The 19,720-nt window shown below is 46.5% G+C and carries 18 protein-coding genes; 7 read left to right on the top strand and 11 right to left on the bottom strand.

All coding sequences use genetic code 11. From position 1 onward, the window contains the following. Positions 1 to 220: 220 nt before the first annotated feature. From EOO50_RS15080 to EOO50_RS15060, 5 genes are read right to left on the bottom strand one after another with little or no spacing between them, the layout of a single operon-like run. Complete coding sequence (locus EOO50_RS15080; RefSeq protein WP_290841115.1) at positions 221 to 697, bottom strand: cupin domain-containing protein; 477 nt, start codon at positions 695 to 697, stop codon at positions 221 to 223. Positions 698 to 714: 17 nt separating this feature from the next. Beyond that, positions 715 to 1,377 (bottom strand): response regulator transcription factor, encoded by a 663-nt coding sequence (locus tag EOO50_RS15075; protein ID WP_290841114.1) that lies wholly within the window; start codon positions 1,375 to 1,377, stop codon positions 715 to 717. A 1-nt stretch (position 1,378) separates the two neighbouring features. Beyond that, positions 1,379 to 2,149, bottom strand: coding sequence for a histidine kinase (locus EOO50_RS15070; RefSeq protein WP_290841113.1), 771 nt, complete (start codon positions 2,147 to 2,149; stop codon positions 1,379 to 1,381). Next, positions 2,139 to 2,783: a hypothetical protein gene (locus tag EOO50_RS15065; RefSeq protein ID WP_290841112.1), complete on the bottom strand. Its 645-nt coding sequence runs from the start codon at positions 2,781 to 2,783 to the stop codon at positions 2,139 to 2,141. The genes EOO50_RS15070 and EOO50_RS15065 overlap by 11 nt, the downstream gene beginning before the upstream one ends. After that, the gene (locus EOO50_RS15060; RefSeq protein ID WP_290841111.1) at positions 2,784 to 3,641 is read right to left on the bottom strand and encodes a hypothetical protein; all 858 of its coding nucleotides are present in this window, start codon (positions 3,639 to 3,641) and stop codon (positions 2,784 to 2,786) included. Positions 3,642 to 4,019: 378 nt separating this feature from the next. Here EOO50_RS15060 and EOO50_RS15055 point away from each other — a divergent pair, with 378 nt between their 5' ends. From EOO50_RS15055 to EOO50_RS15035, 5 genes are all read left to right on the top strand, one after another. Continuing rightward, complete coding sequence (locus tag EOO50_RS15055; RefSeq protein WP_290841110.1) at positions 4,020 to 4,337, top strand: hypothetical protein; 318 nt, start codon at positions 4,020 to 4,022, stop codon at positions 4,335 to 4,337. A 16-nt stretch (positions 4,338 to 4,353) separates the two neighbouring features. After that, on the top strand, positions 4,354 to 5,736 hold the full coding sequence (locus tag EOO50_RS15050) for a Dyp-type peroxidase domain-containing protein (protein ID WP_290841109.1): 1,383 nt from the start codon (positions 4,354 to 4,356) through the stop codon (positions 5,734 to 5,736). After that, positions 5,733 to 7,130 (top strand): hypothetical protein, encoded by a 1,398-nt coding sequence (locus tag EOO50_RS15045; RefSeq protein ID WP_290841108.1) that lies wholly within the window; start codon positions 5,733 to 5,735, stop codon positions 7,128 to 7,130. The genes EOO50_RS15050 and EOO50_RS15045 overlap by 4 nt, the downstream gene beginning before the upstream one ends. Positions 7,131 to 7,447: 317 nt before the next feature. Next, complete coding sequence (locus tag EOO50_RS15040; RefSeq protein WP_290841107.1) at positions 7,448 to 7,939, top strand: hypothetical protein; 492 nt, start codon at positions 7,448 to 7,450, stop codon at positions 7,937 to 7,939. Positions 7,940 to 7,988: 49 nt separating this feature from the next. After that, on the top strand, positions 7,989 to 8,855 hold the full coding sequence (locus EOO50_RS15035) for a hypothetical protein (RefSeq protein ID WP_290841106.1): 867 nt from the start codon (positions 7,989 to 7,991) through the stop codon (positions 8,853 to 8,855). A 126-nt stretch (positions 8,856 to 8,981) separates the two neighbouring features. On the opposite strand, the gene EOO50_RS15030 is transcribed toward EOO50_RS15035, so the two are convergent. The 4 genes from EOO50_RS15030 to EOO50_RS15015 form a co-directional block, all read right to left on the bottom strand. Beyond that, positions 8,982 to 10,391 (bottom strand): efflux transporter outer membrane subunit, encoded by a 1,410-nt coding sequence (locus EOO50_RS15030; RefSeq protein WP_290841105.1) that lies wholly within the window; start codon positions 10,389 to 10,391, stop codon positions 8,982 to 8,984. A 10-nt stretch (positions 10,392 to 10,401) separates the two neighbouring features. Beyond that, positions 10,402 to 13,566, bottom strand: a complete 3,165-nt coding sequence (locus EOO50_RS15025; protein ID WP_290841104.1) for an efflux RND transporter permease subunit — start codon at positions 13,564 to 13,566, stop codon at positions 10,402 to 10,404. A 167-nt stretch (positions 13,567 to 13,733) separates the two neighbouring features. Next, positions 13,734 to 14,873 carry an efflux RND transporter periplasmic adaptor subunit gene (locus EOO50_RS15020; RefSeq protein ID WP_290841103.1) on the bottom strand — a complete coding sequence of 380 codons (1,140 nt, stop codon included), beginning with the start codon at positions 14,871 to 14,873 and terminating at the stop codon, positions 13,734 to 13,736. Between the two features lie 240 nt (positions 14,874 to 15,113). After that, on the bottom strand, positions 15,114 to 15,707 hold the full coding sequence (locus tag EOO50_RS15015) for a TetR/AcrR family transcriptional regulator (protein WP_290841102.1): 594 nt from the start codon (positions 15,705 to 15,707) through the stop codon (positions 15,114 to 15,116). 274 nt (positions 15,708 to 15,981) lie between these two features. Between EOO50_RS15015 and EOO50_RS15010 the strand changes: the two genes are divergently transcribed. Both EOO50_RS15010 and EOO50_RS15005 read left to right on the top strand, forming a co-directional pair. Beyond that, complete coding sequence (locus EOO50_RS15010) at positions 15,982 to 17,283, top strand: ATP-binding protein (RefSeq protein WP_290841101.1); 1,302 nt, start codon at positions 15,982 to 15,984, stop codon at positions 17,281 to 17,283. Between the two features lie 73 nt (positions 17,284 to 17,356). Next, entirely contained in the window at positions 17,357 to 18,430 is a 1,074-nt protein-coding gene (locus EOO50_RS15005; RefSeq protein WP_290841100.1) for an SGNH/GDSL hydrolase family protein, read from the top strand. Between the two features lie 58 nt (positions 18,431 to 18,488). Here EOO50_RS15005 and EOO50_RS15000 read toward each other — a convergent pair whose 3' ends face one another. Further along, positions 18,489 to 18,947, bottom strand: coding sequence for a hypothetical protein (locus EOO50_RS15000; protein WP_290841099.1), 459 nt, complete (start codon positions 18,945 to 18,947; stop codon positions 18,489 to 18,491). Between the two features lie 91 nt (positions 18,948 to 19,038). Then, positions 19,039 to 19,720: cellulase family glycosylhydrolase (locus tag EOO50_RS14995; RefSeq protein WP_290841098.1), on the bottom strand; the 682-nt coding region annotated here is incomplete at its 5' end.

Here is a 19,720-nt window from a genome sequence, read left to right as displayed (position 1 = left end):
CCGAAAACATGTCGCGCGACACGAAATCGACCGGCAAAACAGGAGCAAAGACGAGTACTTCACGGAGTCGTTCGACCGACTCGAAATCGACTACAAAAAGTAGAACTCCTGAGAAAAAGTAATTGTAAAATCGAATCCGGAGACAATTGCGATCGTTTCGATGGTCGTAAGCCAGACCCGATTCAGGAAAAGTGGAAAGTAGCGATATTTTCCACTTTTTTTATTTGGCCGTATCGAAGTAATCGGGCGGCAGAAGCTGTTGCCCGTAGGTTTCCGACAGTTCCTTCATGCGTGCGGCCATGTTTTCAGGCTCGTCTTTCGCGGCTTGGTCGGCTTTTTCAAAAAATTCGTCCAACCCTGACGGAACGACCGTGCACAAAAGTTTCGCAGGTTTGTCGCTTTTATTCTTGAAACAATGCGCGCCGCCGTTTAGCGGAATCCGGATCAGGTCGCCCACGGTTGCGGTTGATTTTCCATCTTCTGACGAAAATTCGACTTCGCCCTCAAGCACGAAAAATGTTTCCTCAAAACCCTGATGCCGGTGCGGATTGGGCCCGCCACCCGGAGGAACGTTCATTTCGATGATCGAATATTGGCGATCCGTATCGTCGCCAGAAACTATTATGCGATAGTTTCCGCCCGCGATTTTGAGCTGTTTTCCTTGATTTTTACCGACGATCTGAACTTTATTTTCCATATTTAAAATTACGGAATTCAGTCGATGAACGGAGCAGTGAGTTTGTATTTGAACGAAAAAAGTACCAATCCGACTTTGGATTTTATGTCATATCGGTCGAAAAGCGCGGTGCGATACGCTTCTATCGACTTGACCGACAGGCCCATGATATCGGCCATTTGATCATAGGTATATTCGTGTTCGTCGCAAACGAGTTTTAGGAAATCGAGCTCCCGATGCGACAATGTGATCGCGTTTCGCTGCAGGTTCGCACCCGAATTGTCGAAGTTGCGCACGCGTTTGAGGATTTCCGACACGTTGTTGTAACCGATCTTCACGATGTTGTCGATCGCGAATTTCAAATCGTGGGCCGTGCAGTTCTTGTGCAGAAAGCCGCGCGCTCCGTGATGATAGGCGGTGTCGATGATCTGCTCGTCGAAATGTTGGGTGAGCAGCAGCACTTTGTATTCGTGTTCCGATTCTTCGAGCTTCTGCAACACTTCGATCCCGTTCATGCGTGGCATCGAATAATCGAGGATGAACAAGTCTGGTTTTTCATCGAACGGAAGCGCCGCGAGGAAATCCTCTCCCGAATCGAATTCGTGCGTAACCGAATAATTGCTGATCTTGTGCAGCAATTCCTTTAACCCGTGCCGAACGATGTGATGGTCGTCGATGATCGCGATTTTCGTTTTTTCCATGTCAGATGTTTTGTTTGGTGATCGTTAAAACCGTGCCCGTGCCCGGAACCGATCTGATGTCGAAATCATGGTCGATGAACGCCGCGCGGTTGGCCATATTCGTAAGCCCGAGTTTCGCTTTTCCGGTTTCAGACAAACTGTCGAAGCCTTTCCCGTCGTCGCTGATCGTCATCGAGAACGGTTCGGTCGTGATCCTGATGTCGATGAAACGTGCGCCCGAATGTTTCAAAATGTTGTTGATGCTTTCCTGGAAAATTCGGTACAGGACGATTTTTTCGTCGGGCGTGAAAATCTTCGGGCCGGTTTCGAAAAAGGAGAATTGCACCATGACGCGACCCGTGTTCTTGAGTCGTTCGGCTTCGGTTTCTATGGCTTTGATCAAGTCGTCGCCCAAAAGCAATTGGTTGCTCAAGGAATGGCTTAAGTTCCGGATCGACGTTGCGAGTTGTTTTATCGATTGGGATACGGGCTCGAGTTCGGTGTTGTACTGGGACGAGTCGAGTCGGAGTGATTCGATCTGGAAATTTATTGACGTGAGTTGCTGGCCCGCGTCGTCGTGCAAGTCTTGGGAAATATTCTGCAACACCTGTTCCTGGGTTTCGATCACGGTTTGCGTGATGGATTTTTGGAGGTCGAGATCTTTTTGGTAGAGAGCGGCGGTGTAGGTTTTGATTTTGTTGATGTACAATCGGATCAAGACCAGACAGAACACGGCGACAATTATGATTAGCAGCACGCCAATGAGGATGCCGAGGGCAAGATCAAATAACATAGGCTTTTTTTTGACGGTAGATGTAAACCAACAGCAGCGGATAATACGTTACATTGATTGTGATATTGACTATTTTGTAAAGTTGGATGCCGTTTATTTCAGTCGTCGAAAGGGGATTGCTTCGAAATCCAAGTATCGCCGACATCCCAAAAAAGAAAAGCAAAGGGGCGCTCAGTAAAATAAATCGGTCGGCCATGAATGCATTGAAATTTTCATTTTTAAGTAGTTTTGTGGAATACGCGGCGAATATCGTCAAGTAACACAAAGACGTAAGCACGAGTGTGTAGCAGGCGACGCTCTCAAAGCCTTCGATACACAAGGAATCCATTAGAAAGAAAATGACGATTCCAACCAGAAACGTTTGTTTGTCGCGCCGTTTCCAAAATCTTGATATCAGCACAAGCCATAAAATCTGATGCAACGACAACAGTATTGACTGGCTTGTCTTTAACGGAAAGCTCGTATCTGCCAAAAAGAAAATCGTGCATTCATTCAACAAGGAAGTCGAAAGGATCCAAATCAGGATTTTGTGGTCGAAGTCTTTCGTATTCAAATAACAAACCGAAGCCATAAAGGTTGTGAAAACCAATATTCTGGTTGCGTACGTTATGGCTTCGGGTATTGTTAGGTGCATTTATGGGAGGGTTCCGGAGAAGTCGTAAATTCCGTGATAACGATTGGCGCTGTCGTGAAAGAAAATCAGTAGTGCCGGAGGAGAAGATGTCGTAACCTCGAAATACACGGTATCACTATCTTGAACATTGTGATTATCGGCAAAGACTTTTAATGCCGGTATCGAGAAACAATGTGAATTGGTATCGAAGTTTCCGACAGCTACCTCAACACGCGACGGCGAACAGCTTGCGTTGATAATTACGAACGTTTCGAACTTGGTACTGTCGAACCGTCGTTGTGTCGAATCCGGTGGCGTAGCGGAATTGACCATTCTTTTAAAATCGCCCCATATCGCGGAAGCGCAATATATTTGGGGATCTGGCGAACCGTCAGGTTGGGCATCCGACTCGAATGCTACAAAATGTCGGCATGTGAATGTGGGATTCATGAATTCAAATGCGATGAATTCTTGAGAGTCTTGCAGAAATTTTGCCTGATCGCCTTTGTCAGCAAAAACATCGAGCGGAAAAGTAAATACCTTTTTAGCAGATGTCCCGGTTCCCATGTTCGTTGGCGGCACGACAATATATTTTCCATACTCTGATTTCCAGTTGACATCGTCCATACAATCAACCTCCAGATAAATTCGGGCTTCGCAGGTCTGGACTTTGACGTCAGTTCGATCATTCGACAGCAAGTCCTGAAGTTTCGCTGCCGCTGCTTTTTCCCTGGCAAAATTTTCTTTGACCATATTCTCAATGGCGGCTGCATCAATTTGCTCGATTTGCGCCTCGTCCACTTTTTCGAGTTCGGGTTTCTGTTTTTTACAACCGCACAAGGCAATCACCACCAATGCGCACAAGATAAATTTTCTCATAATATGAATGTTTTTGTTTACTGCAAGCTCGCACAACCGCAAAAAGCTATCAATAGGGAAATGCCTAATCAGATAGGTGTTTTCCCTAAACAATTGGCAGGTCGATAAATAGAGGAGATTTGGCGCGTAAAAACTACACATAATTTTGGTTCGTGCGACGTTGCTGTTAAAAAATACTATTGGATGGTCAAGGCGTATGTCTCAAAGTATGTCAAAAAGTTGGAAAAACATCCATATGGCACTATTATTTGCTCGCGAAATCGTCTAATTTCTTAACGTTTTTACCCATAGTTAAATCCCTTCCGTTTGTTGGTGATTTGCCTAACGTATTATTTAACAGGTGCTTTAGTTTTGAAACATAATCTAAAAGCATTTACCATGGAAAAGAGTATCTCCAAGTTGCTGACTGAAATGACTCCTGAAAAAGAGCAACGGCTGCGTGAAAATCCGATCCCGTTCCTCGAAGAAAACAAATCAGAACCATCGCCTATACATAACAAATGGATATTTCTTGTTGTAGTCATGATTGTCGGGTCTGTGCTATTGACGTCAATCATCCTCGGAGGTATTATCATTTTCGGGTCTGAGACCCCGGAAACTGCAAAAGTGCCCGAATTTCTGGTCTCGATAGGATCTACCGCATTAGGAGCATTGGTGGGTCTTTTGGCACCCTCACCCGGATCGGCAAATCAATAACTTAAAAACGAAAAATATGAAACTTTTAAATCAAGACGGCGATAATAATAAGCTGTTTCTTAACCTACAAGGCAACGTCCTGAAAGGACACGGGCGCGATCACACACAAAACATCTTCGTTACTTTTAAAGATATTGCCGAGGCAAAGCGTTGGATTTCCGAATTCGCTTACGGCATAACGTCGTTCAAGAAACAACTCGACGAGCGCACGGCATTCAAGGAAGAAAGAAAAGTTGGCGACGTTTTTTACAGTTTTTTCATTTCGGCGAAAGGTTATGACTATTTGGGTTTTACTCCGGATAAGTTCGGGGACGAAGCCTTCAAACAAGGAATGAAAAAGAGAAAAGATATCCTTTTCGACCAGCCTTCAAACTGGGATAAAGGTTTCAATAATACCTGCCACGCCATGATTTTGGTGGCCGACGACGATAAGATCCGCCTGGGCAAGGCGACCATCTCACTTATAAAAAGATGCAACGCCGTTTTCACGGTTGATACAATAGAGTATGGCAACATTTTGCGCGACGCTGCGGGAAACGGAATCGAACATTTTGGTTATGTCGACGGCGTGAGCCAGCCTATATTCATGGAAGATGAGGTCACGGATTATCTTAAGCACAATGTGGATTTTGGGAATTTCGATCCGCGGGCCGAAAAAGAATTAGTGCTTGTTGAAGATCCATGGGTTACATCCGAAAAAGCCTTCGGAAGCTATTTTGTTTTCAGGAAATTAGAGCAAAACGTACAGAAGTTTAAAAGTGATGAGGAGGAACTCGCTACGAGTTTGTTAGAGCTTACGGGAGAAGACGAGGAGCGTGCTGGCGCCATGCTCGTAGGGCGCTTCGAAGATGGAACACCAGTAACGATAAGTCCTGCTGCAGAAATGATTAACGGCGCGAGTTTCAACAACTTCAACTACGATCAGGATATCGCAGGTGCGAAATGCCCTTTTCACAGCCATATCCGAAGATCCAATCCACGAACTCCAGATGCGTTGAAGCAACGGATGGCGCGACGTGGAATTCCATATGGAAATCGTGATGTTGAACCGATGCTGGATCCTGCAAATTCACAGATGCCTGATGCAAATGTCGGATTGTTGTTCATGAGTTTCCAACACAGTATAGTAAATCAATTTGAAGCTATCCAGATACACATTAATTCGCTGGATGGCGACGGTAACGGAAATGATCCGGTTATCGGCCAAACCGAGAATTCCAGAGAAAATAACACCAGCGGAATGTTTGCCAAAATATATGGTGACGCGTCGCCTGACTCAATGACTAAATGCGGCTTCGAAACAAGCGTGAAAATGAGAGGAGGCGAATATTTCTTCGCGCCAAGCATACAATTCCTAAAAGAAATACAAACCATTTCATTTAAACCACAAGAATTATGAAGAAAATTACATTTACCGTCGCCGTCTTTGTCCTGTCATTTTTATGTAAAGCCCAAGTTGTGGAATACGATTTCGCAAAGGGCGCTTATACTTCAGGAATCAAAATCGAATCAGGCTCGAAGACTGGAAAGTTCACACCGCTTTCAAATAATGGAATGGTTACTTTCAAAATTAAGAATATCAACACGTTCAGGTACCGCGTGGAAATTGTGACAAACAATGTCGATTACGTGACTGAGATGTCCGACGAACTCCGCGTGGTTTTCCGTCAAGGTACATCCGACGCAACAAAGGTAAATGCTGCTGCTGAACAAATAAAGGAAACGACGAATCTCATGAAACTTCAGGCCGAAAAATCGACGAGTGCCGAATTCAAGTCGGCAATGGATGAGTTAGCAAATGCATGTGAGAAATACAGCGATGCGGTAAATGAAATTGCGAAACTGGAAATGCATCGCATGAGCTTAATCAATATGGCGGCACGCAATAAAAAGAAAGAGCAATTGCCCGAAGATTATGTTTGGGGCGAACTCAAAAAGAAATATGAGGCCTTCGTAGACACGTACGCTGATGCGTCTGCCAAATACGCTGCCGCAAAAGCTTTGGTCGATAAGGCAAAAGCCGACTCCAATGTCAAAAAAAGTTTGATATCAAATGATATTGTTGAGAATGCTTATGAAGAAGTCGAGGAAGCGCACAAATCCATCAACAAAACCAATGTACTTAAATTACTTGAAGATGTTTACAATTTGCAAAACTCTTTAAAATCAGACGATACGTTTTCCGTCACTTCCGGCCCGGTATATGTCAACGGGTCAGACTTCATCGCATTCACCATTACGATTACGCCGACTCCTGCTGCCGACTATTCGCCAAATGAACCAACTATTGTCTTAAATGGCGAAATTCCCGTAAAACGAGGCCTGAAAGTAGATTTTAGCGTTGGACCGGTATTTTCATTCGGAAGCGGAGCGAAAGACGAACGCTACTATTTACAGGATAGCGAAACCGAGGGAAGTTCTGTGTTGCTTAAACGCGACAATGGTGATGTTTTCACGCCAGGGCTTGCAGCGATGATGCACATTTATCAACGTACGTCAAACGGTGTCGCTGTAGGCGGTATGTTTGGCGTAGGAGCAGGATTTCAAAGTATGGAAGAAGCAAATGCGAGTTTTTATACCGGAATCTCCTTGGTTATGGGAAAAAGCCAAAAAGTAATGATAAATGGGGGAGTGAGCTTCTTTGGCGTGGACAGATTGAAAAATAAACAATTTGTTGTCGAAGAAGAATATGTAACCGACAACATCGACTTGTCGACCATCACTGAAAAAGTATTGAAAACCTCATTTTTCTTGTCGTTGTCATACAATATCAGTACTCGTACTTTAAGGTAAAATGCACGTTTGACTTTGGTTGGATGCATCTTTTCAGTAAGACATACTAATCCTTAAAAAACAAAATAGCAAAACATTACTACAACTCGAAAATGTATTTTTATTGACCGATATAAATGTTTGGAATTTGATAAGGGCTGGTTGGATGTTGGAAGATAAAACAAGTTCACTGTCATTGTTCCAAATAAAAAGCCGAAACGATATTTGTTTCGGCTTTTTCATTTGACGAATGTAGCCCAAAATCATGTAAAACTTTCAAACAATCCTACATCACGATTGTTACCGTTTTTTCCGAATTTGCACAAAACAATCCAAACATGAAATTCCTAACAATACTATTAACCACAATTTTCGCGTCGGCCTCGCTCCAACTCTCACAAGTCCGGAAATCCTACACGAACGCCGCAAAAAATGAAGCGAATGCTGAAAAATTCGCGACGCTTCTCGAGTCGGTGACAAAAACCGACGCCAACAAGACACTCGTGGCCTACAAAGGCTGCGCGCTCACGCTCAAAAGCAAGTTTTCGAACTATCTGCCAGACAAGATCTCGTTCATGAAAGAAGGCGCGGGTCACATCGACGACGCGGCTGCCGCCGACCCGAACAACATCGAAATCCGCATGATTCGCTTAAGCGTTCAGGAAAATGTGCCGTTCATCGTGGGCTACCGCGATAACATAGACGAAGACAAAGCGTTCATCGCGGCGAATTATGCCAAAACGTCAAAGGAAACGCGTCCGTTCATCAAGAATTTTATTTTGCAATCGGAAAGTTTTACGGCCATTGAAAAAAAGAAAATAACCCAATAACAACACAAGGCGTTGTGCCGGAATTTTTCCTGCCGTACATTTGAAAGATATGAAGCAACTGTATCTTTTTTTGCTTTTTTCAATGTTTTGCCACGCCCAGGATAGTCCTCAAAAAATCCGCAAGCGCTGCCTGAGACCTTCTAAAAGTATCGAACTCGAAAATAAAATAGCTGAAGGTTCGGGACTCACGTTTTGGAACGACCAACTTTGGGCGCACAATGACAGCGGCAACAAATCACAACTATTTTCGATAGATACCGCGACCGCAAAGATCACGGCGACGTATGATATTCCGGTCCCGAATAAGGATTGGGAAGACATGACGCAGGACGATCGATACTTTTACATCGGTGACATCGGCAATAATTACCACCTGCGCGAAAGCCTTCAGATTTACCGCGTCGACAAACAGGCATTGCTCGAAAACCGCGCGATTGTCGATAGCATCGTTTTCCGATGGCCCGAAGAAATCAGCCACGATGGTAAATCCCGCCGACGCAACTACAACTGTGAAGCGATCGTTATCGCAGGTGACAGCATCGTGTTGTTTACCAAAGAGGCCAATCGCACGGCGGCCTATTCGATCCCAAAAGTTCCCGGAAATCACGAAGCGAAATTCATGTCGGCGTTTTCCACGAAAATCCACGTTACGGGCGCTTATTTCAACCCTGAAATCAAAAGTCTCGTGCTCTGTGGTTATAATAAATTTCTGAAAACCTTCGTGCTCGATTTCAAGGATTTCGAGGGAACCGACTTCTTTTCAGCAAAAGTTTCCCGAATCAAGATCCGCAAGCGCTTCCGCCAGACTGAAGGCATAACGAGCTTCGACGGCCGCGATTTCTATTTGATAAACGAACATTTCCGTCAACCTTGGTTGCTAAACGTCAAACAGGAACTTCATTTGATCCGATTGTAGTTTTTTCGTTTAGGATTTAGCGTTATCCGTTCGCGTCTACGACAAACTCTAAACCCTAAAAAAAAAAGCAAAAAATAAAAAGCCTCCCGAAAGAGGCTTTCCACACAAAAAAATGAAAACAAGCAATTACTTCCAACCGCCGCCAAGCGAACGGTATAACTCGACGCCCGCGACTAATCGGGCGCGTTGTTGCGACAGTAATTCGAGTTCGCTCTGCAGCAAATTGTCCTGGGCCGTGATGACTTCGAGATAATTCGCCATGCCCGATTTGAACAGCATGTCGGCGTTCGAAACCGCTTTTTCCAACGTCGCCACACGATTCTCGGCCACGACATATTGCTCGTTGGTTTTCTCGACGCTGATCAGCGCATCCGAAACTTCACCCACGGCAACCAGAACGGATTTCCTGAAACCGATCACCGCTTTTTCACGCTCGGCTTCGGTCACTTTGTATTGCGTTTTAAGACGCTTTCCATTGAGCAAAGGTTGGGTCAATCCGCCCGCGATCGTCCCGAACAGGGAAGCCGGCATCGTGAACCAATTGCTGACTTCGAAAGCATTCACGCCGCCTGAAGCCGTTATCGTAAGCGACGGATACAATTCCGCTTTCGCCGAACCGACGCGCGCATTGGCTTCGGCGAGTGCGAATTCCGACGCTTTCACGTCAGGACGAAGCGCGACCATATTCGATGGAACGCCCGCGTTGAGATCGGTTTTCGTCGGGATGTCCGACAATTTTGCTGTTCTCGAAATGGCTTTTGGGAAACTTCCGGTAAGCACGCTGAGCGCATTTTCCTGTATCGCGATCTGCTGTTCCAAAAATGGGATCAGTTGCGCCGCGACAAGACGTTGCGCCTCGGCCTGCTGTTTGGCTAAAGACGTGACTTGTCCCGATTCGAATCTTAGATTAATCATGAAAAATGTTTTCTCGTTGAGCTCCAGATTTTTACGTGCGACGTCAAGCTGCGCATCGAGCGTAAGCAAATTGTAATAACCGCGTGCGACCGAGGCAACGATAACCGTCTGCAACGCCTTTTTGCCTTCTTCCGACTGCAGGTATTGCGATAGCGCGGCTTTTTTGCGATTCTTGATCTTGCCCCAAATGTCGGCTTCCCACGAAAGCGTCGCGGCCGTCGTGAAATCGTCAATGTGGTGCTGACCCGTGAACTGGCTTAGGCTCAATCCGTTCAAACTGTTGTCGGACGGATTCGTGGAACTGGCATTCGCCGACAAATTCAGCGTCGGTACATTTCCGAATTTCGCCTGAGTCAAACGCAAACGCGCGATCTCGATGTTCTGTTGGGCGATCAGCAAATCGTTGTTGCGGACGAGCGCACTGTCGATCAGCGTCTGAAGCGTCGTTTCATTAAAGAATGTACGCCAATCGGTTTGGGCGATACTTTCGGTCGCGCCCGAAACGTCGCGATAATTCTCTGGTATCGCCTTTTGCGGAATCGCGACATCTTTGGAAACGCCGCACGAATACAGCGCTAAAAGGATTATCGCCCCGATGATATGAATGATATATGATTTCATTTTATATGTATTAAGCGGGTACGACTTCAGGGTGAAGTTGGACCGGATTTTTAGATGAGACTTTTTCGTGCAGGTATTGGAATACGACGAACAACACGGGAACAATCAAAACCCCGAGGATTACGCCTGAAATCATTCCGCCTGCCGCTCCGATACTGATCGAGTGGTTTCCTTGTGCGCTCGGACCTTTCGCGTTCATCATCGGAATTAATCCGACCACGAATGCGAGCGACGTCATGATAATAGGACGCAGACGCAATTTGGCCGCTTCAAGCGCCGACGCGACAAGGGATTTTCCGGCTCGCCTTCGTTGGGACGCGAATTCCACGATCAGGATGGCGTTCTTCGCGAGCAATCCGATGAGCATCACGAGTGCGACCTGGACGTAAATGTTGCTAGAGATTCCGGTCAGGCCGATGGCGGCGAATACCCCGAAAACGCCCGTCGGGATCGAAAGGATTACGGCAAGTGGCAAAATGTAACTTTCATATTGCGCGGCGAGCAGGAAATAAATAAACAGCAACGACATGATGAAAATCAACGTCGATTGTCCCGCTGAGGTAATTTCCTCTCGCGTCATTCCCGAGAATTCGTAACCGTAACCAAATGGCAACGTCTGGGCCGCGACTTCTTCGACCGCACGGATCGCGTCGCCCGAACTATAACCGGGTTTCTGTATCGCGTTAATCCCGATCGAGTTGAACAGGTTGTAACGCGACGCATTTTCAGGTCCGTACACGCGCTTGAGGCTTACCAAAGTGTTGATCGGCACCATTTCGCCCGAGCGGTTCTTTACGAAGATGCCATCCATCGACCCGATCTCGCTTCTCGCATTTTTGTCGGCTTGCACCATGACGCGGTAGTATTTTCCGAATCGGTTGAAATCCGAAGCCTGTGCCGAACCGAAATACGCCTGCATCGTCTGCAGCACATCTTTTACGTTCACGCCCAATTGCTCGGCTTTCACATCGTCGACCTCCATGTCGTACTGCGGATAATCGGCCTTGAACGACGAGAAAGCGACCATGATTTCAGGACGTTTCATGAGTTCTCCAAGGAATTTATCCTTGATGCCGCTGAATTTTTGCAAACTGCCGCCCGTTTTGTCCTGCAACACGAAATCGAGTCCGTCGATGTTGCTGAATCCGGGAACGGTCGGGAAGGTGAACACGAAGAAATTCGTGCCTTTGATCGCCGATAGTTTTTGTTGGACATCGGCCATGATCGCGTTGATGTCGTCCATTTCGCCTCGTTCCTTCGCGGGTTTGAGCAAGATGAAAGCGACTGCACTCGACGGGCTCGACGACTGCGTCAACATGTTGAAACCCGACAATCCCATGATGGTCCTTTGTGACGGAAGTTGGTTCAGAATTGCCTCGGCTTCTTTCACGACCTCGGTCGTACGTTGCAACGAAGCGCCGGCCGGCATCGACATGGAAACGGCGATGAAACCCTGATCTTCACTTGGTATGAAACCTGTCGGCGTGCGCTGGATCATCACGACTGTCGCGATAATTACGGCCGCCAATCCACCCAGAGAAACCCATTTGTGTCGCGTCAGGAAACGCAAACTGCTCATATATTGGTTCGTCAGTTTATCGAAACCTGAGTTGAAACCGATGAAGAATTTCTGCTTGAACGATTTCTTTTCCGATGAATGGCCATCGTGATGCGCGGGTTCTTTGAGGAACAACGCCGCGAGTGCCGGGCTCAACGTCAACGCGTTCAACGCCGAAATAACGATCGCAATCGCAAGCGTAAACGCGAACTGTCGGTAGAAAACGCCAGTCGATCCTTCCATGAAGCCGACGGGCAAAAATACCGCCGCCATGACCAGCGTGATCGAAATGATCGCCCCCGTTATCTCGCTCATAGCTGAAATCGTGGCTTGTTTGGGCGGCAATCTTTTGTGTTCCATTTTGGCGTGGACGGCTTCGACGACTACGATCGCGTCATCGACCACGATCCCGATCGCGAGTACCAAGGCGAACAACGTCAACAGGTTTATCGAGAAGCCGAAAATCGACATGAAGAAAAATGTCCCGAGTAAGGCGACCGGAACCGCGATGGCAGGAATGATCGTCGATCGGAAATCCTGGAGAAACAAGAATACGACGATGAAAACCAATATAAATGCTTCGACCAATGTTGAAACTACTTGAGAAATCGATGCGTCAAGTGAATCTTTGGTGTTGTAGAGTTTTAGGAATTTGACGCCTTTCGGAAAGTCTTTCGACGCTTTTTCCATGAGCTTCCCGACCGCGATCTGGATTTCGTTCGAGTTCGATCCGGCGAGCTGCATCACGGCGATGTTGATGCCGGGTTTTCCGTTTGTGCGCGTGTAATTTCCGTAAGTGTATGCGCCGAATTCGATGCGCGCGACATCTTTCAATCGCAACACCGAACCGTCGGCGTTCGAACGGATCACGATATTTTCATACTGTTCGGGCTTGTTGAGTTTTCCCTTGTATTTGATCACGTATTCGAACGATTGCTCGCTGCTTTCCCCGAATTTCCCCGGAGCGGCTTCAAGGTTTTTGTCCTGGATCGCGCCCATGACTTCTTTCGGAGTCAAATTGTACGAAGCCATTTGCGTCGGATTTAACCAAACACGCATAGAATAATCTTTGTTTCCACCGAAGATGATCGATTGGCCGACACCCGGAATCCGTCGGATCTCAGGAATGATGTTGATCTGGGCGTAGTTCGCGAGGAATGTCTGGTCGTACTCTTTCGGATCTTCGGAATAGACATCGACAACCATGATGAGGCTGTTCTGTTGTTTCGACGTGGTGATTCCGGCCTGTACGACTTCGCTCGGCAACTGGCTCGTAGCTTGTGAAACGCGGTTTTGCACGTTGACGGCGGCCTGGTCGGGATTGGTTCCGAGTTTGAAATACACGGTGATCACGAGCGATCCGTCGTTACTTGCGGTCGAGCTCATGTAGCTCATATTTTCGACTCCGTTGATGGCTTCCTCGAGCGAAGGCGCGACCGAACGCAGTATCGTTTCAGCATTCGCGCCGGGATAAAACGCGGTCACTTGGACGGCCGGAGGCGCGATGTCCGGGAATTGCTGCAATGGCAATTTTGTGAGTCCCAAGATTCCGACGATGACCAGCAATACGGATATCACGGTAGCCAAAACGGGACGTTCTATAAATTTCTTGAACATGTTTTCTTTTTGTGTAGTGAAAATTCAGTTTAAAAAAGGCAAAGAATTCCCGGCCGGCTTGTTACGGCCGAAAATTTTTGCGGTAAGAGGAGGTTTTTGGCAACAGATCGATTGATCTAAAACTTATCAGATCGAATAAGCCTTTTGAAAATCTGTGGCTAAAAAAATTATTTTACGGTTTTGTTATCAGCGAAAACTTTAGCTTCTTCAGGTGCGATCAACGCGCCTTCCTGCAAGTTCTCGAAACCTTTCGAAACGATTCGGTCGCCGGGTTTGATGCCGCTTGCGACCAAGTACGATGTTTCAGTTTTGCCCGAAATCGAGATCGGTTGCTTGCTGACCTTGTTGGTTTTGTCGACCGTGAACACGAAAATCTTGTCCTGGATTTCAACCGTAGATTCCTGTGGCACGAGAACGGCATCGGAATGTGGCAGGCTCAATCGGATTTTTCCCGTGTTTCCTGAACGAAGCAAACCTTTGGCGTTCGGGAATTTGGCACGTAGCGTAATGGCGCCCGTCGTTTTGTCGAACTGACCGTCGATCATGTCGATGCGACCTTTTTGCTCGTACGATGTGTCGTCAGGCAACACCAGGCTTACGGCCGGCAAATTCTTCAATTTATCGTTCAGCGTCGCGCCGTCGTGGTCGGTCTTGAATCGGATGAAGTCGGATTCCCCAAGCGAGAAATAGGCGTAAATCTCGTGCACGTCGCTCAATGTCGTGAGCGCTTCAGGATCGGACGGAGAAACCAGACTACCTTGTTTCTTAGGCAATCGCCCGATGTAACCGTTCACCGAAGCCGTGATCGTCGCATAACCCAAATTTATTTTCGCCGAACCGACCGCAGCGCGAGCCTGTTCTACATTAGCGGTAGCGATCTTCAACGTCGCCTTCGCCGATTTCAATTGATAATCTGAAACTACCGCGTTCGCGACCAAAGGCGTGAGTTTTTCAACTTCGAGTTGGGCGTTCGTGTGAGCGGCTTCGGCGGCATGCAAAAGTGCGAGCGCGTTGTTGAGTTGTTCGCGGAACGGCTGTTCGTTGATCTTGAAAAGCGGCTGTCCTTTTGTGACGTATGCGCCTTCATCGACCAAGATCTTGTCGAGATTTCCGCTTACCTGCGGACGAATTTCGATGTCGACGGTTCCTTGCAATGCGGCAGGAAATTCAGCATCGGTGACGGCATCGGTGTTGGCGATCGAAATCACCGGAAGGGCAGGAGCGGCGGTTTGCGGAGCGCCTGCGTTGTTGTTCGAGCAACCTATGGCTACCAAAGCAACTATTGTGGAAAGAATGAGATTTTTCATTTTTGTGGAACTATTTAGATTGATAGAATTTAAATGTTGTCGGATCGAATTTCAGCGATTTAAATTTGCCCTTGCGAGCAGCCGGATACAGCCTTTACAGCGTTTGACAATTATTTTCATAGCGAGTTAATTAGGTTATTTTTTCTAACAGCGTTAAGTATTTGGACGAAAAACAGTACAATAATTCTGTTTTCGACAAATGTTGTCGAAAAAAAATGCATTTTCCTTAAAGATGTAACCTTAGCTTTTAATCGATTGGATCACTCCGCCAATCGCATCTTTGAGTATTTGGGTGTTCATTTCAGTATCGAGGAAATTTCCGAGCATGTTGATCGAAATCAATCCGTGGATTACTGAAAAAAACGTGAAATATTTTTGTTTGATGACTTCGGGCGACGGGTCGCTTTTCTTCATGACGTCCTGAATCGCGTCGATGTACATTTTGTATTGCAATTCTGCCTCGGGCACTTTCATCATACAACAGGCCATCTCAACTCCGAACATCACCTGGTACATTTCACGGTTATTGAACGCGAACGACCAGAAGTTCATCCACATCGCTTCCAATAAAGCGTCGGGTTCTGAAATTTCTTCCTTCAGTTTTTTGAGCTCATCGTACAATTGAAGGAAACCTTTCTTCGTGATTTCCATGAGAATCGCATCCTTGTTCGAGAAATGCTCGTAAATCACCGGTGGCGTATACTCGATCTCATCAGCGATTTTACGCATGTTGAGTCCTTGCCAGCCTTCAGCCTTTACGATCCTATAGGCAGCGTCGAGAATGTTGCATCTCGTTTCTTCCTTTTGTCTAAGAATCCTGTCCTTACTTCCCATAACAAGAATATATTTATCTAACAGCGTTAGGCAAATGTAAGGTTATAAAATCTAACAGCGTTAAGTTGTTTTATAATTTTTTCTTATAACGAAACAAGCTTTAGCCTATGATTAACGTAAATATTTGATTTTAAGCATTTTAAATTTTGACTACCTTAAAATTATTTATTGTCCTCGACTTGAAAAATCATTTTTGAAATTTAAGAGTAGTTGAATAACTGTAACATTGGTTATAGTCTTATGAATTTATTACATTTATGTGCTGACAAACATTATGGTACATTCTGAGGAGAATTTTTGCAAAGACATTAACGACATCGGGAAAATCTCGATTATTCCGTCATTACTTGACGTGATTTGTCGTACGACTAAAATGGGATTTTCAGCCGTGGCGCGAGTTACTGAAGATCGTTGGATAGCGTGTCAGGTCAAAGACGACATTTCGTTCGGGCTCAAACCCGGAGGCGAACTCGAAATCCAAACCACTATCTGCAACGAAATCCGTCAGGATCAAAGTCCTGTGATCATCGACCATGTTTCTAAAGATCCGAATTTCAAGGACCATCATACGCCTGCGATGTACGGTTTCGAAAGCTATATTTCAGTGCCTATCATACGAAAGGACGGAGCTTTTTTTGGGACGCTTTGTGCGATCGATCCGAATCCGCATATGGTGAGTTCGCCCGAAATCACGCAAATGTTTCTTCTTTTCGCCGACCTGATTTCGTTTCACCTCGAGGCGGTCTCCGATCTCGAAATTTCGGAACTGATGCTTGAGGAAGAACGCCATTTTTCTGATGAGCTCGAGGCTCGCATACAGCAACGCACGCACGAACTCGAACAAAAAAACGAAGCGCTCGCTTCGATGAACAAGGAACTGCAGGCATTCGCATATATTTCGAGCCACGATTTGCAGGAACCGCTGCGCAAGATACAGACATTCGGATCGTTCATATTGGAAAAGGAATTCGACAATTTGTCTGACAATGGGAAAAAGTATTTCCAACGCATGCAGGATTCCGCGGCGCGCATGCAAAGCCTAATCAACGATTTGCTTGCCTATTCGCGTACCACTTATGAAGACTGGACGTTCGAAGTCACCGATCTCGGCCGAATTGTCGACGACATCAGCGAAGATTTGAGCGACGAGATCGAACGCAAGAAAGTGATCCTCGAGGCCGACATGTGCACGGCAAAGGTCATCACGTTCCAATTTAGATTGTTGTTGCACAATCTCGTGGCGAATTCGGTCAAATTCTCGAAACCCGATCGCGCGCCTCATATCAAAATCAAGAGTAGAATCGCACCCGCTAGCGAGATAGACCATGTCGAATTACGTGAAAATACCGAATATTGCCACATCACCGTATCCGACAACGGCATCGGGTTCGACGAACAATACAGCGAAAAAATCTTCGGGCTTTTCCAAAGACTGCATCCACGGACCGAATATGAAGGAACCGGAATCGGACTCGCCATCGTGCGCAAGATCGTCGAAAACCACAACGGCGTTGTAACCGCGAGGTCAAAACCCGATATGGGTTCCGTCTTCGACATTTATATCCCCGCGTCCTAAAAACAATTTTCAAAAATTCAGTTTTACATCGGTGAAGAAATCGCGTATTTTTACGCATATCAATTTTTACACGATGCGAAAAATAGCGCTATTGCTGTTGTTGATCTCGACAGCATTTACCTCGGTCAAAACCGAATCTCCAGCCGTAACCGTTTCAGGTCGCACTGAAAAAACGTCCGACGGAAAAGTCATTCTCATAGGTTCGGCGGCAAGCGTCGCACTCAATTTTCAAGGCCAAATATGCAGCGTGAAACTCCGGAGCGGGGCCGACCACCACAATTATGTATCGTTCGAACTCGACGGATCGTACAAAGGCCGTTATCGCATCGAACCCGGAGAGGCGCGCTGGTATCGCGTTCCCGTCGACAAAAAAGGACGGCATACGTTAACGGTTTATAAGGCGACCGAGGCCTCGAACGGAACCGTAATTTACGAAGGCGTAAAGGTCGAAACCCAAACGCCACACAAATCGCCGCGGCGCAAAAGGGTAGAGTTCATCGGGAATTCGATCACGTGCGGAATGGGGAACGACGTGCTCGAGACGCCATGCGGTTCAGGCGAATGGTATGATCAGCATAATGCGTATTGGGCTTATGGGCCGATTCTGTCGCGAAAGCTGAAGTTCGATTTCGTGTTGAGTTCGGTGTCGGGAATCGGGATGTACCGCAATTGGAACGACGAAAACCAAACCGAGCCGATAATGCCCGACGTGTATGCGAATCTATATCTGGACAAAGACGCCTCGAAACCGTACGATTTTAAATTCCAACCTGAATTGGTTAGTATTTGTTTGGGCACGAACGATATGTCCGACGGAGACGGCAAAAAGCCGCGCCTTCCGTTCGACCAAAAGAAATACGTGGCGAATTACGTCGCGTTCATCAAAAAAGTGTACAGCCATTACCCGAAAACCCGCATCGTTTTGCTCAACAGCCCGATGATTTCAGGCGAGAAGAATACGGTTTTCGTAACATGCATAAAGGAAATCGCCGCTGCATTCGCGTCCGACAGCCAACACAAACCAATCGAAGTTTTTGAATTCAAGCCCATGAAGCCGAAAGGTTGCGGCGCACATCCCGACATCGACGATCATGTTGTCATGGCAAACGAACTCGAGCCCGTTTTCAAGCGATTGCTCGAACAGTAATAAGGAGTAACAATAATAATACTAATAAAAAAACCCCGACGTCAAGCCGGGGTTTTTACTATTCGTGAGGTTCTTTATCTTCCTCGTCTTTTTTCTTTTTCTTCTTCTTTTTGCCCGAACGAAGATCCTTTTTCATGTTCTCGTATTTCTCGAGTTGGGGCGCATCGAGTAAGGCTTTCACTTCTTTGTCGGTCTTCTCCGATAAAAGTCGTGCTTCTTCCTGTTTGTCCGACTCGGTCATCGTCGTAGAGGAGCGAATAGCTTCCATCTGCTTCATCTGATCCTTGTAGATGTTTCGGATGGCAGCTTCCTGAAGCCCGTTCAATTCGAGGTCCGACACGACCTGAACCATAAATTTATCCAATTGCTCGTCAGGAGACGGGCCTTTCGGCTTGTCATCGCTCTGGGGTTGTTGCATCATGTTCCGGTTTCGGACGCCCGAATTCATGCCGCCCATTTGAGCCGAAGCAAAAAAACCGGTCAAAAGAAGGATCGTTGTTAGCAGACGAATTTTCATAGTTCAAATATTTGTGCCGAAAGTACAAAAATTATGATTTGGCCGTATGGATTTAAGATTTAGATAACCTGATTGGAAAAATCTCAAATCTTCAACGCAATCTCGAATTGTATTGTTTTACGAGTTCCAAAGTCGAAACGTCGCTCGAGAAAACCGTGTTCAATCCTTGAGGTTCCTGAGGCGGATCGGCCGTGAACGGATCGCCCGAATTCCATTTTCCATTCTCGTTCTTCGCGATTCCTTCGCCACCGAATCCCCAGAAATTCACGCCTCGAAGCGCTTCCTTATTGGTTTTGCTTTTAAGCAGACGTTCAAAAAAAAGCGTATAGAATTGATCGCGGCTCGTCGTATTCGAACCTGGATCAAGGCTTTCATTGGATCTCGGCAATCCGAATTCCTCGACCACAATCGGTTTTTTCATTCGCTCGGCCACGGCAATGTGTTTTTCAATGTATTCCGACGCATTTTTCATCGCCACGGGCAGCGTTTCTTCCTCGTTTTTGTGATCGTACCAAAGCCAGTTCTTGGGCCAGATGTGCATCGTGAGATAATTGATTTTCGGATTCTTGTGCGTGCGCTCGAACGTGTCGATGTTGGCGTTCGATCCGGCGCTGCCTTCGCTTCCGGTGCAGATCAAATGATTTTTGTCAAGGCTGTCGATAAGGTCGACGGTCTTGTCGAGCCAATCGGTAAATGCCGTTTCGTTTTTCTCGGTGAAAATTCTTGGTTCGTTCGCGACCTGCCACGCCATGATCGCGGGATCGTCGATATAT

The organism is Flavobacterium sp. (assembly GCF_004211145.1).
In the GTDB taxonomy this organism is placed as follows: domain Bacteria; phylum Bacteroidota; class Bacteroidia; order Flavobacteriales; family Flavobacteriaceae; genus Flavobacterium.
This window is presented reverse-complemented; position numbering and strand designations above follow the sequence as displayed.